Source organism: Pseudoalteromonas sp. PAST1 (assembly GCF_021532515.1).
GTDB classification, from domain to species: Bacteria; Pseudomonadota; Gammaproteobacteria; order Enterobacterales; family Alteromonadaceae; genus Pseudoalteromonas; species Pseudoalteromonas simplex.
The window spans coordinates 92,417-108,419 of record NZ_JAKGBH010000004.1 but is presented as its reverse complement, the minus strand read 5'-3'; the positions used below and the strand labels follow the sequence as shown (position 1 = coordinate 108,419).

The 16,003-nt window shown below is 42.0% G+C and carries 17 protein-coding genes; 3 read left to right on the top strand and 14 right to left on the bottom strand.

Features of this window, described 5'->3' with window-relative positions:
* Positions 1 to 11 precede the first annotated feature (11 nt).
* The 8 genes from L1272_RS03015 to L1272_RS02980 all read right to left on the bottom strand — a co-directional run bounded on the left by L1272_RS03015 (position 12) and on the right by L1272_RS02980 (position 6,550).
* Positions 12 to 149 (bottom strand): hypothetical protein, encoded by a 138-nt coding sequence (locus tag L1272_RS03015; RefSeq protein WP_200909100.1) that lies wholly within the window; start codon positions 147 to 149, stop codon positions 12 to 14.
* A gap of 5 nt (positions 150 to 154) precedes the next feature.
* Positions 155 to 694 (bottom strand): GNAT family N-acetyltransferase, encoded by a 540-nt coding sequence (locus L1272_RS03010; RefSeq protein WP_054553505.1) that lies wholly within the window; start codon positions 692 to 694, stop codon positions 155 to 157.
* Positions 691 to 1,872 (bottom strand): MerR family transcriptional regulator, encoded by a 1,182-nt coding sequence (locus tag L1272_RS03005; RefSeq protein ID WP_235372709.1) that lies wholly within the window; start codon positions 1,870 to 1,872, stop codon positions 691 to 693. Before L1272_RS03005 ends, L1272_RS03010 begins: the two co-directional genes overlap by 4 nt.
* A 140-nt stretch (positions 1,873 to 2,012) precedes the next feature.
* A complete protein-coding gene (arsJ, locus tag L1272_RS03000; protein WP_235372708.1) occupies positions 2,013 to 3,221 on the bottom strand; it encodes an organoarsenical effux MFS transporter ArsJ in 1,209 nt (402 codons plus the stop codon).
* A gap of 5 nt (positions 3,222 to 3,226) precedes the next feature.
* Positions 3,227 to 4,237, bottom strand: coding sequence for an ArsJ-associated glyceraldehyde-3-phosphate dehydrogenase (locus tag L1272_RS02995; RefSeq protein ID WP_235372707.1), 1,011 nt, complete (start codon positions 4,235 to 4,237; stop codon positions 3,227 to 3,229).
* A gap of 2 nt (positions 4,238 to 4,239) precedes the next feature.
* Positions 4,240 to 4,740 (bottom strand): phosphatase domain-containing putative toxin, encoded by a 501-nt coding sequence (locus L1272_RS02990; RefSeq protein ID WP_235372706.1) that lies wholly within the window; start codon positions 4,738 to 4,740, stop codon positions 4,240 to 4,242.
* 13 nt (positions 4,741 to 4,753) lie between these two features.
* Complete coding sequence (gene arsB, locus L1272_RS02985; protein ID WP_235372705.1) at positions 4,754 to 5,776, bottom strand: ACR3 family arsenite efflux transporter; 1,023 nt, start codon at positions 5,774 to 5,776, stop codon at positions 4,754 to 4,756.
* Positions 5,777 to 5,785: 9 nt separating this feature from the next.
* On the bottom strand, positions 5,786 to 6,550 hold the full coding sequence (locus L1272_RS02980) for a metalloregulator ArsR/SmtB family transcription factor (protein WP_328249669.1): 765 nt from the start codon (positions 6,548 to 6,550) through the stop codon (positions 5,786 to 5,788).
* Between the two features lie 176 nt (positions 6,551 to 6,726).
* Here L1272_RS02980 and L1272_RS02975 point away from each other — a divergent pair, with 176 nt between their 5' ends.
* The gene (locus L1272_RS02975) at positions 6,727 to 7,509 is read left to right on the top strand and encodes an SDR family NAD(P)-dependent oxidoreductase (RefSeq protein WP_235372704.1); all 783 of its coding nucleotides are present in this window, start codon (positions 6,727 to 6,729) and stop codon (positions 7,507 to 7,509) included.
* A 1-nt stretch (position 7,510) separates the two neighbouring features.
* Positions 7,511 to 8,509: an AraC family transcriptional regulator gene (locus L1272_RS02970; protein WP_235372703.1), complete on the top strand. Its 999-nt coding sequence runs from the start codon at positions 7,511 to 7,513 to the stop codon at positions 8,507 to 8,509.
* Positions 8,510 to 8,595: 86 nt separating this feature from the next.
* Here L1272_RS02970 and L1272_RS02965 read toward each other — a convergent pair whose 3' ends face one another.
* From L1272_RS02965 to L1272_RS02950, 4 genes are read right to left on the bottom strand one after another with little or no spacing between them, the layout of a single operon-like run.
* Positions 8,596 to 8,841, bottom strand: coding sequence for a hypothetical protein (locus tag L1272_RS02965; protein ID WP_166338374.1), 246 nt, complete (start codon positions 8,839 to 8,841; stop codon positions 8,596 to 8,598).
* A complete protein-coding gene (locus L1272_RS02960; RefSeq protein WP_235372702.1) occupies positions 8,838 to 9,785 on the bottom strand; it encodes a polysaccharide deacetylase family protein in 948 nt (315 codons plus the stop codon). The genes L1272_RS02965 and L1272_RS02960 overlap by 4 nt, the downstream gene beginning before the upstream one ends.
* Positions 9,786 to 10,886 carry an alkene reductase gene (locus L1272_RS02955; protein ID WP_166338372.1) on the bottom strand — a complete coding sequence of 367 codons (1,101 nt, stop codon included), beginning with the start codon at positions 10,884 to 10,886 and terminating at the stop codon, positions 9,786 to 9,788.
* Between the two features lie 11 nt (positions 10,887 to 10,897).
* A complete protein-coding gene (locus L1272_RS02950; protein ID WP_166338370.1) occupies positions 10,898 to 11,314 on the bottom strand; it encodes a lactoylglutathione lyase in 417 nt (138 codons plus the stop codon).
* Between the two features lie 97 nt (positions 11,315 to 11,411).
* On the opposite strand from L1272_RS02950, the gene L1272_RS02945 reads away from it, so the two are divergent.
* Complete coding sequence (locus L1272_RS02945; RefSeq protein ID WP_235372701.1) at positions 11,412 to 12,323, top strand: LysR family transcriptional regulator; 912 nt, start codon at positions 11,412 to 11,414, stop codon at positions 12,321 to 12,323.
* Between the two features lie 39 nt (positions 12,324 to 12,362).
* Here the strand turns inward: L1272_RS02945 and L1272_RS02940 are convergent, their stop codons facing one another.
* Positions 12,363 to 14,324 carry a TonB-dependent receptor plug domain-containing protein gene (locus tag L1272_RS02940; RefSeq protein WP_235372700.1) on the bottom strand — a complete coding sequence of 654 codons (1,962 nt, stop codon included), beginning with the start codon at positions 14,322 to 14,324 and terminating at the stop codon, positions 12,363 to 12,365.
* Between the two features lie 499 nt (positions 14,325 to 14,823).
* Complete coding sequence (locus L1272_RS02935; protein ID WP_235372699.1) at positions 14,824 to 15,960, bottom strand: serine hydrolase domain-containing protein; 1,137 nt, start codon at positions 15,958 to 15,960, stop codon at positions 14,824 to 14,826.
* Positions 15,961 to 16,003: the final 43 nt, after the last annotated feature.

Sequence of the window (16,003 nt, the reverse complement as noted above, 5' to 3'; positions counted from 1 at the left end):
TTTGAACAGTATTAACCATTTTTGAAAACGACCTCTGTTTTGTTATGCTCAACAACACGTCCTAAATGGCTGTTTTCCAGCTCATCTAAACTCAACTGTTGTTGAAAGAAAGGTCGCATGCCTAATTCTATCAGTGAAGGTGTTTGCATAGTGTTTACCAAAGCTGTGGATTATCGAGTGGTTTTAGGCAACTTGGCTTACCAGTAATTGGCAAAATTTCGTCATCTAAAACCGGTTTAACAAGCCAGCCTTTTGGGTATGATAAGCTATGAGGAGCTTGAATAATTTCTTCACTCACAACGGAAAAACCGACTTTTCCATAAAAGTTGATATCACCATAGGTCATCACTAGGCTGACATTTTGTTCAGCTAACTTATCGCAGCCAAATTGGATCAGCTTTTGTCCTATGCCTTGTCCCTGCCAATTCGTTGCCACTGCAACAGGTGAGAGTAAAAACACCTCTTTAGCGTGCGCAAACTGTAAACGCGACATCACGATAGCGCCCACGATCCGTTGCTCATCTGTCGCGACAAACACATATAAATCAGTTGATGGATATGGCTCAGCTAAAAAGTCAGTGACTAAACGGGCAACTTGCTCGCCTTCTTGTTTTGACTCTGATGCACTAAATGTTGCCAAGTAAAGCGCAATAATCTCGTTTTTTTGGCTCTGTTCGTAAATTGAAAAATTCACTTAGACTCCTTAAGTTTTAAAATAAAATAGTGATAAGTAAAGTTTTGCCCGGTTTCATTTTCGTAAAGGGCAATTTCTGTTTGTATGTCTTTCACAGCTTGAGACTCACTTATCGATGGCGCTAACTCAGCAAGGCGCGCCTTGAGTGGTTGCCAATAGTTTTTCCAAGCTTGCTGATCCAGCGAAAACTGCTCTATAAGCTCATAACCAAGCTCATCAAATAAGGCTATGCGGCTTTCGATTGATTGCATATCTGGGTAATTCGCTTGCCAGTACTCTTTAACCGCCATTTCAGGCTGGCTGTTAAGCCAAACTAAATCACTGACCACAATCACCCCATCACGGCGAAGAAACGGTTTCCAGCTTGACAGTGCGCTTTGCATACCCATGACATATACACACCCTTCAGCCCAAATAACATCGAATGAACTTGCTTTAAAAGGCAGCGCAGTCATCGATGCGCACGTCAAAGACACATGCTCATCCAATTGCTCTTCGAGCAATCGCTCCTGTAAATAAGCAAGTGCCGATGACTCATTATCTAAAGCCGTGATCTCGGCATCAGTTTGCTTGGCGATTAGTAATGTTGATGAGCCTTTACCACAGCCAATTTCTAAAATTTGTTTGGCATTGTTAGGAACAGCAGCAAAAGCTTTTAATGTGGCTTCTTCGCTACCAGGTCCCCATCGCTCTAATGGCTCAAACACAGCCATGAAATCTTGCATGTAGCTTTCATGGTCACTCATATCTTTTGATAACCAACGAAGCCGCAATGCCTCTTTTTCTGTGTATCCTTGCTTTAACAACCAATTTAAATGTGCACTTGGCGCACGCTTATTCAGCTCATCATGTAGGTGTTTTTGAGAGCGTTCGCCAAGCAAACTCAGTAATAAATCTTTGGCTTGTAACTTAGCGGTAATTTCATCTTCAAGTTGCGCTAAGCGCTGTTGCAAAATCGCTTTATCTAGCTCTACATCTAAACAGCTCTGACATTCTTTTAAGGTTAACCCCGCGCTTTGTAACTGCTGGATCAAAACCAAGCGTTGTAAATCAGCCTCGCTATAATAGCGATAACCATGTGCAAGCCTGCGCCCTTGAATAATTTTAAGCTTCTCGTAATACAACACAGCCGTGCGCGACAAACCCAGCTTTGCTGCTAACTCTGAAATTAAATACATGATGAAATAGGCCTATAAGGCTTTTGAATACAATAAGTATGAAGTGTAAAGCTGTAGACAGGTCAAATATTTTTGCAAAATAATTTAAGAAAATAAGGTAAGCAAGAAAGCTTACCTTTATAGGGCGTGTTTAGATTCAACTAAATTTGTTTTGGCAATTTAGTCGATATAAGGGCGGTAATTACAATAAATAACAGTGAGATAGCTAAACAAGCTGCTAAGCCATAAAGTTGAAACACTAAGCCCGACAACACAGTGCCAATTAAGCGACCCATGGCATTAGCCATATAGTAAAACCCAACATCAAGTGATACGCCATCGGCGTCAGCCATGCTCACAATCAAGTAGCTGTGCAACGATGAGTTAATCGCGAATAACACACCAAATAACATCAACCCGCCTATCAGCATTGGTTTTACAGCCCACTCAAAGCCAATAGCAAGGGCAATGGCTAAGGTGACTACAGCAAGCAATGATGCCCACTTAACTGTTTCTGCGCTTGGTGATGTTTGCTTATTGAGCTTAATGATTTTAGGAGCAAAAGATTGCACAGCCCCATAACCAATGACCCAACTCGCTAAGAAGGCACCCACGGTCCAATGGTCCCAATCAAAGGCTTGCGATAAAAACACCGGAAGTGCAACTACAAACCAAACATCACGCGCACCAAACAAAAACAACCTCGCGGCCGACAAGATATTGATTGAACTACTCTTTGAAAATATCTCGTTAAACTTAGGTTTGTTTTTAGCTTTGCCTAAATCATTTTTAAGTGCATAAATACTAAAACACCACACCACCAGCAAGGTGGCAGCCATGGTTAGCATTGCGCCTTTAAACGACATTAATGTCAGTAGTAAGCCACCTAAAAAGAAGCCCACACCTTTTAAGGCGTTTTTAGAGCCTGTTAGTATCGCTACCCATTTAAACAAGGTGCCTTCTTGGCCACTGGCAACCAGCATTTTAATTGAGCTTTTAGCGCTCACTTTATTGAAATCTTTGGCAATGCCCGACAGCGCCTGCGCCATCATCACATAGGCAACACTCAGCCATTCAGGAGGGACTGCCAGCATGAACAAGGCTGCAACCTGTATGGCAAGGCCAATGTTCATGGTCTTGTTTAAACCAAGCCTTGCGCCTAAATAGCCGCCCACTAAGTTAGTGACAACACCAAAAATCTCATAAAACAAAAACAGCATGGCAATACTCAAAGGCGAGTAGCCAAGCGCATGAAAATGCAGTACCACCAACATTCTCAATGCGCCATCTGTTAGCGTAAATGCCCAGTAATTCCCGGTGACAATTAAGTACTGCTTTATATCAGCGGGAAGATTAGCCAAACGCGTCATTACTTTTAACCTTGTAGTGATCGCGCAACTTTACGGGCAAGTTCGGCGGTGCGGTTTGCATAACCCCATTCGTTATCGTACCAAACATACAGCTTAACTTGAGTCTCGTTGACAACCATGGTTGATAACGCATCAACAATGCTTGAGCGTGGATCAGTTTTGTAATCGATAGAAACAAGTGGCTTTTCTTCATAGCCCAAAATGCCTTTTAGCTCGCCCTCTGCGGCTTCTTGCATCCATTGGTTAATTTGCTCAGCAGTGGTCGGCTTTTCAACTTCAAACACACAGTCAGTGATTGATGCATTTGCTAATGGCACACGAACTGCGTGGCCGTTTAATTTGCCTTTAAGTTCAGGGAAAATATGTGTGATCGCCGTTGCAGAGCCGGTTGTAGTTGGAATTAAGCTCATGCCACATGCGCGAGCACGGCGTAAATCTTTATGCGGCGCATCTAAGATAGTTTGCGTGTTAGTAATATCGTGAATGGTCGTCATTGAACCATGTTTGATACCAATTTTTTCTTGCAATACTTTAACCACAGGCGCTAAACAGTTGGTAGTGCATGATGCCGCAGTCACAATATCGTGCTGCTGTACATCATATAAATCATCGTTTACACCCATTACAACGTTCAACACGCCGTCTTCTTTTACAGGCGCAGTGACAACAACTTTTTTCACACCTTGATCAAGATAGGCTTGCAGTAATTCGGTTTTTTTCATTTTACCTGAGGCTTCAATAACGATATCGCAACCAGACCAATCAGTGTCTGCAATCGCTTTATTTTGCGTAACGTTAATTTCGTGGCCATCGATGATCACAGCATTGTCGTTACTTTCAACCTCATGAGGCCAAATACCGTGTACCGAATCATATTTTAGTAAGTGAGCCAGTGTAGCTGCATCACCCGCTGGGTCATTAATTTGCACAAACTCAATGTCGTCCCATGCAAACGCTGCTCTTAGTGATAAACGACCCATGCGGCCAAAACCATTAATGCCTACTTTAATTGCCATTGTTAAGCTCCTACTTTTTGAAAATTGTCGAAATATGAACGTTGTACTGGGTTATGCAACGATTTAGGGCGAATAGCCTGCACTTGAGTAACTATGTCGTTTTTAGCATAGCCAAGCTCATGCATTAATAAACCAATGACTAAGCCTGTACGGCCCGAGCCGCCTTTACAATGCACAGCCACGCTACCACCGCTTTTTATGATGGCAAGAATGTCGTTAAGGTGTTTGTTGAAAGCGAGACTAAACGCTTCGTTTGGCGCGTCATCATCCAAAATAGGTAACTGAAACCAGCTAAGGCCGGCTTGCTCACATTCGATTGCAAGCTGCTGCGCCCCATTTTTAACAAGCTCTTCATCGTACATTAGCGTAATAATGGCTTTTGCACCTGCCGCTTTTAAATCAGCAACAGAGTGTGATAAGCCAACGCCTTTTGTGCCAGGGCAAGGGGTAAAAATAAATGCCCCAGTTTCTAGCTGTAAAATATCAAATGGATGTGATTGCATTATGATTCCCCAATTACTCTTTAAACCAATGTGTTGTTTTATTAACGATTGCAACCAACGACAGCATCACAGGTACTTCGACCAACACCCCAACAACGGTTGCTAATGCTGCACCCGAGTGCAAACCAAATAATGAAATAGCCACTGCGACCGCTAACTCAAAAAAGTTAGAAGTACCAATTAAACATGCAGGCCCTGCAATGTTGTGCTTAAGCCTGAGCTTTAACGCAATGAAATAGGTGATTACAAAAATACCGTAGGTTTGCAAAACAAGCGGAATGGCAATCAGTACAATGTTAAGCGGTTGGGCTAAAATCGTGTTGGCCTGAAACCCAAATAGCAAGACCACAGTGGCCAGTAAACCAATAACTGAGTAAGGTTTAACTTTCTCTAAAAATGACTGCACAGCAGCTTCATTTTGCGCTGAATTATTAAGAGCTTTGCGTGTTAATACACCAGCAATAAGTGGCAGTAATACATACAACACAACCGAAATCATCAGTGTAAGCCAAGGCACATGAATATCAGATACACCCAGCAATAACCCCGCAATAGGTGCAAAAGCAAAAATCATGATGATGTCGTTCACAGATACTTGCACTAAGGTATAATTTGCATCGCCTTTGGTTAGTTGTGACCACACAAACACCATTGCCGTACAAGGTGCAACACCGAGTAAAATCATCCCTGCAATATATTCTTGCGCCGTTTCAGGGCTAACAAAATCAGCAAATAACCCTTCAAAAAATAACCAGCCTAATGCGGCCATTGAAAACGGTTTGATAAGCCAATTAATGATTAAAGTGAGCATCAGCCCTTTTGGATTCTTACCGACTTCTTTAATCGTTGAAAAATCAACTTGCACCATCATCGGGTAGATCATTACCCAAATAAACAGTGCAACAACAATGTTTACATGGGCCACTTCGGCTTTCGCTATTAGCTCAAATAAAGGCGGAAACATCACCCCTAGCGCCACACCAATGACAATAGCAGCAGCAACCCATACAGATAAATATCGTTCAAAAACACCCATTTTTAGTCCTTAATTGCAGCAACGAGCAACACGGGTTGGGCGATCATCGCCCATCGCATTTAGCCTTGCTAACTCGTTTTCTATGAAATTTGGTTCGTTTACCACGGTCGAGGTAATTGTTTGTTTCATCCACATAGGTAGAGTCGGGTTTAAAGAGTAAAACACCCACTGCTGGTGTTTTCTATCCGACAAAATGCCCTGCTTTTTAAGTTGCGCTAAATGCCTTGAAACCTTTGGTTGGCTCTGCTCGTTAAGTGCCGTCATTAGTTCGCATACGCAAACCTCTTGCTCAACAGCGATAAGCAATAAGCTTTTTAAACGAATATCATCTGCAAGCGCTTTATAAAATGTAGTTGGCGAAATCGATACTGGTTTTTCTTTGTTATGGGATTGCACAAACTGCTTAATTCGCTCATTGATCTCTTGCAAGGTTTTTTCAAAGGCATGAGGTTCAGGGCGAGTTTTTGGATCAACAAAGTCCCAGCCTAAACAATGTGTGCCATCAACACGATTTGTACATTCTTTAGCTGCCTTGTCGCACAATGTAATGACATAATCAAAATGCAGGTTAGTTACATCATTTAAGTGCTTTGAGTGTAAGTCATCGGTTTTTAGGCCAAAATGCTCAATCGTAGCAAGCGTACGAGGGTCTACCGCATAAGGTTCTGTGCCCGCACTAAATACCTCAAACTCACCTTTACCATGATGTTTAAGCAATGCTTCAGCCATAATTGAACGGGCTGAATTTTCTGTACATAAAAAGAGGACTTTCACGGCTTACTCCATAACAATTTTGTTATATAATATTTTTGTTATATACCATTTGCAAGCTGAATTTTATAAATGGCGCGTTTTGCAATAACGATGGCGCGATCTGATGTCATGTGGCACCAATAGATGGCCTACCATGCATATAACAAAACAACAGCTCAAATTAATGGAGTACAAATATGACAGCAACAGCATTGATCACTGGCGCCTCAAACGGGATTGGTTTAGAACTTGCGCATATTCACGCACAGCATGGCGATAATTTAGTGCTGGTAGCTCGTTCAGAAGACAAACTGAATGATCTTAAGCAACAGCTTGAATCAAAACACAACGTAAAGGTTACGGTTATTGCTGCCGATTTATCTAAGCCAGATTCAGCTGAGTATGTTTTTACACGTACTGAGGCACTTGGTTTGCACATAGATATTTTGGTGAATAATGCCGGCATTGGCGGACATGGCAAGTTTCATGAGCGTGATCTCAGTGCAGAACAAACGATGATGCAACTTAATATTGTGACATTAACAAACCTAAGCCACTATTACTTACAAGGCATGGTTGAGCGAAATCGTGGCAAAATTTTAAATATTTCGTCTACAGCTTCCTTTATGCCCGGCCCACTGCAAGCGGTATATTATGCAACGAAAGCGTTTGTGACTTCATTCAGTCAAGCAATTGCAGAAGAAGTAAAAGATAAAAACATTACGGTCACCGCGTTATGCCCAGGAACAGTAGCAACAGGCTTTGTTGAAGCAGGTGATCTACAAGGGGTAGATGCTTGGAAGAATGCTAAATCAGCGCATTCTGTGGCATTGTGTGGTTACAAGGCAATGCAAAAAGGTCAGTTAATTGCTTTTAATGAAGCGCCGCTTAAATTTATGCTCAATTGGGTGATCCCTTTATTGCCTCGCAAAACTGTGTTAAAAATTTCTCGTCAGTGTATGGAAAAAAGCGGAAACTAATATGAAACGAGCCAGCAAGTTTTTGATCCCTCCCAACTGGCAAGTATTACTCAATGATTTAGAAATCAACCTAGAAGAGGCACTGGCTTATGCCCAGTTGCCTTCAGGTTTATTTTCTCAAGATAAAGTATACTTAACGCCGGCTCAATACTTCCAATTATGGCAGGGTGTAGAGACAGCAGCAAACGGCATTGAGTTACCCTTAAAACTTGCCGAAGTAATGACAATAGAATCATTTGACGTACCAATTTTTGCCGCGATCTGTAGCCCAAACTTAAATGCCGCTTTAGCAAGGTTACAGCAGTACAAACCACTAATTGGCCCTATGGAACTAGCACTTGAAATTACCAACACTCATACTAAAGCCCAAGTAAGCTGTTATGGTTTTATTGATACGCTGCCCAAGTGCTACAGCTTGGCAGAGCTGGTATTTTTTACACAACTAACTCGCCTTGCTACTCGAAAACAAATTAACCCTGTTACGGTTATTGTGCCAGAGCTACCTGAAAAGCTCATGGAATACGAAGCCTACTTTGGTTGCCCGCTGAAAGTGGGTAACACCCCTAGCGTGACATTTTTAGCAGAAGATGCAAAAGCGCCATTTTTAACTAGTAATCAAGTAATGTTGTCGTGCTTTGAGGGAGATTTAAAACGTAAGCTGCAAGATGTTATCAGCGAACAAAGCCTTACTGACAAGGTATCAAGTATTTTGTTTAAATCCCTACCTCAAGGGCAAAGTAACATTGAGCATGTTGCCTCAGAGCTGGCACTAAGCAAACGCTCTCTACAACGAAAACTAGCAACTGAAAAGCAAAGTTATCAAAAAATATTACAGCAAGTCCGAGAAGATCTTGCGCAGCACTACTTAATGCAAACTGAGTTACCAATTATCGAAATCGCCTTTTTACTCGGTTTTAGCGAAACAAATTCGTTTGTTCGCGCTTACAGTAGCTGGACGGGTGTTTCTCCCGCCCATAAGCGCATACAAGTGAGACACTAGTTTTTTGTTAAGCCAACTAAAAGTCTAGCTAAAGGCTGCTTAACAATAGCAGCCTTACTGGACACACCATAACCGATACGTAAAAGCTAATGTTTCTGCCTTAAATCTCTTTCAAATTCAGTTTCTGTTTTAACTGGATTGCAACGCGTTATAACTTCAGTTTTGCCAACTTTTTCAGGTTCGTCAGAGCTATAAATCGTGGTGCTATAACTTCGATCTATTTCCCCTGGACAGTGATGATCTGCGATTACTACATCCTCAAACTCACCCGTTTGCTGCTGTGAGGCGCAACCAGATAAAAGTAGTGCAATAAAGGTTACTGTGTATTTCATAACAAATCCTCTGTAAAAGTACGGGGCTGATTTTTTGGCACATTGTCTTGGCTTAACATCCATTTTGCTATGTCATCTTTACGCATAAACTTAACCCCTTTGTGCTGCTTTGCATAGGTTATAAAGTCGTCCAACGCTTTCACTCTGGCGGGAGTGCCCGCTAATCTATCGTGAGCACTGATAGACATCATCCTTCTGCGCTGTTTGCCTTCTTTGTAGAGCACATCAAACTCGTCTTTAAGCTCTTGTAAATATGCCTTACCAGTCATAGCTGTGCTGCCAGTGTACCGAACTATATCGTTGTTTCTAAACGTGTATGGAACAACAACAATGTCGTCACTTCCAACAGGTGTTAGCGATGGCTCATCACGAGATAAATCGTCTATGTGATAAATAAAACCTAATTCTTTAAGGATTTTGAGGGTATTTTTTGAATGTCTCATCCAAAAAGCGTTAAAGCCCACAGGCCGCTGCCCTGTTACTTTTTCAATGATATTTGCACTTTTTATGTATGACTGTCGCTCTTGTTCTTCACTCATAGAGTATTGAGGGGTCCATGTTTGTCCGTGCCCTGATGCTTCATGCCCGCGTTGAACCACTTCTTTTGCTAACTCAGGGTTTAACTCAACAGCTCTGCCAACCATATGAGAGGTGACTTTAATATCATGCTTATCCCATAAATCTAGCAGCCTAGGAATGCCCTCGTTCATGCCGTATTGGTACCAAGAAGGCGAAATAGTGTCAGGATATCCAACCTCTTGCGGTGGAAACGGGCCCGGATCTGATTGGTCTTGCGCTGTGGCCTCAAACTGCATCGAAATAGAGATCACAAGTTGAGCATCATCAGGCCAAAATGCAGATGTTGCCTCCTTAGCCTGAGCAACACCTAAGCAACTTAAAACAAATACCGACGCAATTAAAATTGACTTTAAAAATTTCATCATTTATTCCCCCTGAAATACTGGGTAGTCTGTGTAACCTTGCTCATCACCTCCAAATAAAGTAGTAGGATCTGATATTTCATTTAGAGGTAAATTGTGCTCTAAGCGATAAGGTAAATCTGGATTTGCAATAAACTTTCTGCCAAATGCAACATAGTCAACTAAGCCTTCACCAATGAGTTTATCGGCCTTTGCTAATGTGTAGTTTCCTGCCACCACAATTTTTCCATTAAAGCTTTCACGTAATTTAACTCTAAACTCATCGGTTACGAGGGGAGCGTCATCCCAATCAGCTTCCGCTAAATGCAGATAAGCAATGCCAAGTTCATCAAACTTTTTAGCTAAATATAGAATGACATCGATTGCTTGCGGATCATCCATGCCTCTTTGTGTAATAAAAGGTGCTAATCGAATAGCCGTTTTTTCTGGGCCGATAGCTTGACTAATTGCAGTAATGATTTGCAGCGCGAACTTTGCTCTATTTTCAATATTACCGCCGTATTCGTCACTACGTTTATTTGATGTTTGTCTTAGAAATTGATCAATTAAATAGCCATTACCTGCATGTACCTCAACGCCATCAAACCCTGCTTCAATCGCATTTAAAGCAGCTTGTTTATAGTCTTGAACGATGCCCTTTATTTCATTGGTCGATAATTCACGTGGTGTAGGACAATCAAGCATTTGGCCTTCGCCATTTTCATCAACCACCCACACTTGCGCATTTGGGGCAATAGCACTTGGCGCAACCGGCAAGCCGTCTGGATGAAAGACACTATGCGACATTCTGCCAACATGCCATAACTGAGAAAAAATGAGTCCATTGTGCTGATGAACGGCTTGCGTTACTTTGCGCCATCCGTTGATTTGCTCTTCAGTATAAATCCCGGGGGTAAATGAGTAGCCCTTTCCTTGTGCAGAAATTTGCGTCGCCTCTGATACTATAAAACCCGCACTGGCTCGTTGCGCATAATATTCTGCCATTAGACTTGTCGGAATATCACCTGGTTGAGCCGTACGTGAACGAGTCATAGGAGCCATTACTATTTTATTTGCGGTTTTATGATGACCAATTTGGTCTGGATTAAATACTCTATTTTTCATGTGTGTACCTTTTAAATAAGCTCGCTGCGTGTAAATAAAATTTCTATTTTTAAGCCATCAGGCCCTTGAATAAACACTTGATGCTCATTCGCTGCCGGCACTTCCCGCTCAACGAATGGTATTGAAGTTGCTTTTAGCCGTGCTTTAACTTCTTGATAATCAGTTGCAAAGAAAGCAAGGTGGTCAACCGTTGATAAGCCAACTGCTTCTGTTGATACCGAAGCTTGGCTTAAGTAATCAGATTGCGATTCATTTATGCCAAACTTAGCTGCTATATGAATGCATGGCGTATCCAAGTCGTCATATAACCAAACACCATCAAAACCAAATGCTGGCCTTGGCCCCTTTTTAAGGCCTAACGACGACTCTAAAAACTGAGCCATGTGCTGGATATTCGTTGCTAAAAGCAGGGCGTGATTAAGCTGCATTTCTATCTCCTTCAAGTGATGAAATGAGTTTAACTATTTTGACTAAATTTATAATTAGCCTTAGAGTTAAATCAGTATTCATTAAAACTGAAGAATAATGTCAAAAATTGATGATATGGCGCTTTTTGTTCACGTTGTAAAAGCGGGAGGGTTAGCCGCTGCGGGAAGAAAATTGGGGCTTTCGCCTGCAAGCATGACAGCACGAATTAATAAAATTGAGCAAAATTACGATACGCGATTATTAACGCGTAATACGCGCAGTATTGCCTTAACAGATGCAGGCGAACGTTTTTATAGTGGCTGTTTAAGAGTATTAGCAGAAGTCGAAAATACTGAAAACATACTTCAAGAGTCACAACAAAGCCTAAGAGGCCAGCTAAAACTCTCTGCAACATCTGACTTTGGTCGCCAGTTTGTTGCACCCGCATTAGCAGAATTCATCAATAATCACCCAAATGTTAAACCGCATTTAGTACTGACAGATGGGGTCACCAATATTGTTGAGGAAGGTATTGATCTGGCATTTAGATTCGGCAATTTGCCTGATAGTAACTTGATTAGCCGCCCGCTATGTAATAACCGCCGTGTGCTATGCGCCTCACCTAGCTATATAGAATCGTTTGGCTTGCCAAGGCATCCCGAAGATTTAAAAAATCATCGTTGCCTTGTACTTGAGCGACTTGGGCAACCGCTAAATGACTGGCATTTTGAGGTAGATAACACGCACTTTTCTATCAAAGTAGCTCCCCACCTTTCATGCTCAGACGGTGAGGTGATAAGACGCTGGGCAAATCAAGGCCATGGCATAGCCTTAAAATCATACATTGATATCAAAAATGACCTCAAAACAGGCGACCTTATTTTGATACTAGATGAGTATGTTCGAGGCTTTAGCCACAGCGATAAAAAAAGTGTCGGCCTACAGGTGATATATCCAAGCAGGCAATTTCAACCTCGGCAAGTGAAAGCGTTTATAGAGTTTTTTGAGTGTTGGTTTAAAAATAAGTAAGCCGCCCAACAAAGTATGAGCGGCTTGGGTATTTATTAATTAACCACCAAATTGAATTCGCATGCCTGCATTAACGGTAAAACCATCATTTCGAGACCATATATCAGTTGTCCAGCGTCCACTTGCAGCTTGCTCAGGCAAGGTGAGCGGATGTTCTTTTGTTTGACGAACGTTAAGTAAGTTCTCTGCGTTTACAAACCAGCTTACGTTACCCGTGGTTATTTGACCTAACAACCCCAAGTGCCAATATGGTTTGCTTCGTTCAAGGTAAGGGTTGTCTTCAAGGTGCTGAGTACCAGTATAATAGGCTTCAAAACCAACTAGATGACTGCCATGCTCTTCCCACATTACAACCAGCCCAGCCGAGTGCTCTGGTGTTAGAGTGAGTTTTTCGCGACCATACCCTGCCTGATTTTGCTTCGTTGCATCGGTATATAAATAGCTGCCGGTAAACTTAATATCATGCCAGCGATAGCGCATTAAAAACTCTGCGCCTCTGATTTGTGTTTGCCCTTGGCTGTTTACAAGTCGAACGGCTTTTTCACTGCCAACTTGAGAGGCTTCAAGCTCTGTAACATGCTCAATATTTGATGAAAACAACGTTATGCTGGTTTCTAAATTACCAGCAATGTAGCTAATATCGAATGAAGCTGTATCTGCTTGCTCTGCTTGTAAGTCATTAATGGGCTCAAGCTGTGATAAACCGACCTCATCAATTTCTTCAATAAAAGGAGTTGGTGCAAAATACCCTTTGCCATATGCACCTCTAAATAGCCAGTTTTCTGGATTATAGAGTACAGAAAGTCGAGGACTAAATTGATTGCCATATTCACTGTGATCATCTGCACGAGCACTCACTGACATTGATAAGTCATCCGTTGCTTGGTAATCAATTTGTGAAAACAGTCCTGGCACCTCATAACGATAATCAAACGCCGAAAATGTCTGTGAGGAAAACTGCTCTGTTTGATATGCAACACCTAGCAACCAAGCAGTATTGTGCAAATAACCTGACACACTCGACTCAAGTAAATAACTATTATGCTTATCTTGTTCAAATACCTGACCGTACTGGTGATCATGATCTTGTTCCATTGCTGAGCCACGAACATTTAAATCAAGTTCTTCAGCTAATGCTTGATCATAAACAAAACCTAAGTCTGTTCTAAGTGTATCTTGCTGTTGCACAAATGGCAGACCATCAGGCATTAAAGCCCCAGCTTCTGTGCCACCTTTACGCTGTTCTTTCATCCCTCCAAGTGTTACGTAAAGGTTTTCTCCATTTTCGCCTTGATAGTAAAGCCTAGGCCTTGCAGTGACCCGTTCATACTGTGCCATATCTATCCAACCATCATCATCCAGATCCTGTTTTGCTTGATGATGAATGCCCGCCGTCAAAGAGCTTGCGAACGACTCATTGATCGGGGCCGATAAATAGGTTGTTACATCTTGGCCATCTTTAGATGTCGCATTAAGCAATACCTCGCCGCCAAACTCGTCGGCAGGTGTTCGCGAAATTAAGTTAATTACACCACCAAGTGCTGAACCACCATATAAAGATGAGGCAGAACCTTTAATTATCTCAACATTTGCAAGATCAGTAGGTGGAATTTGTAAAAGGCCAATCGAAGCCGTTTGCCCACCATAAAGTGGCAAGCCATCGCTTAGTAACTGGGTATATCGACCATACAAACCTTGCAAACGAATATTCGCGCTGCCTAGTGACGGTGATGTTGTTTGCACCCTAACCCCCCCTGTTTCAGCAACTAACATCGAAATATTTCCAGGCCGCATTAATGCCTTTTCTTGAACTTCTTCACCGTTAATAATCTCAGTGCGAGTAGCTGATTCTGTCACAATACGCCCTAAACGTGACGCTCTGACCTGAATTCGCTCGATACTTTTTTCTTCATGATGATGTTCATCTTCATGTGCACTTGTATAACCAGCCGATGGCAATAGCAGTGTAACCGCGGCTAATTTAAATAGTCTTTGACGCATTTTTACCTCTTAGAATGCTTATTGTAATGACAAATAAATTTTCATTAACCAGCACCTATAGGCGAGCAAATGCCAACTTATAGGTTTTGGTTAAGAGGTAAAAATGGGTGGGCGATATAATTGCCGTGCAATTAAGTTGGGGGGTTGTGGCTGATCACTGAATCGAAAACCAGCAAAATAGGGCAACTTAATTTTTTTAACTTCAAGGTCTAAATACAAGATTGGTGAGCATAAACTTGCTACGCAAGAACACCCTAATTCACAGCAATCGATATTGCAGCAATCATTAGTTTCACTCGGGCTGATTTGGTTGGTTGCGCTATCAAGTGCAGCGAGCTGATAAATATCTTCACTTTCACAAGGTAACTCAGACGGCGACGCAATAACCTGCCCTACAAAAGAGAGCAAAACACACATTATCACCAACCAAGTTGAACAAAGCTTAGACATTTAATTTAAATCTGAAATAAGTTACGGGTCATTGTAACACTCATTGCGCTTATTTTGCTTGTAATGTTAAGTAATCACTCATCACTTTTTCAAGCTGGGCATAGTCTTTTTGCTGAGTAACAGCTCCTGCGACCACCACCTGCGTTGTTGGCTCATACATCACCAAAGTGCCCCAAAAGCCACCATGTTGATAAACCAAAGTGCCGTTATATTCTTTTGCAAATACACCTAAACGATAAGGGCTACCTGCAGGTAAGCCTTTATTAGAGAGCATCAGTTTGAGCGTTTCTGGGTGTTTGAAGACCTTACCTGAAAATAAAGCCTGATAAAATTTAGCCATACCGATTGGACTGGCAACAAGCCCACCGCCACCATATAAATCGACAGTTGGACTCCAATTAAAGGTGTCAGTGCCGTGCAAGTATTGATGCACGCGTCGTGACTCATCCACAGCAACTGAATCACCACGTTCCCAGATCACATTTTCAATATGATTTTTGTCGAAACTTAAGTATTTACGAACCGCTTCAGGCAAGGGTAAATCTGTCACTCTTTCAATAATATGGCCGAGTAACACATATCCGGTATCTGAATATGAAAAAAGCTCGCCAGGTTTGCCAACTGGGTCGCCCCACTCTACACACCCTTTAATTTGCTCGCGCATCGTAATATCTTGCTGCGGATTTGCCATTATGCCAGCTAAATACTGATCGCTTTGAGCGTGATCGTATAGCCCTGCCGTATGACTCAGCACTTGCTTAAGCGTCATTTTATCAAGGGCATAGCCATCGCTTTCAAGAAGCGCAAAAAAGTCGTCAGAAATTAACTTATCAAGTGTTGTATCAAGATTTAATTTCCCTTCTTCATGCAAACGTAGCACCGTTGCTGCAGTGAAGGTTTTAGTCACGCTGGCAATTCTAAATAAACTGTTGGGGTTAATAACTTGCGGCGCATTTTCTTTACTTTGCTTTACCGTTGAAAAAGTATGTCCATCATCAACAATCACATGAAGTGCAAAACCTGTAAGGGGAGCTTGTTGGTGTGCATTGAGAACTTGGCCCATTAAAGCGTGGTGAGTTTCGAGTGGCTTTGTAGGCTCAGCAGTCACTGGCAAAGCCAACATTGATAGAGCAACAAATAAAGAGCTTAGCGTTTTTTTACTTGCTAGAGAGCACCGACGATCCATAACAGGTTCCTTAAAAAATGAATCCTTTATTAGCGCCTAAAGC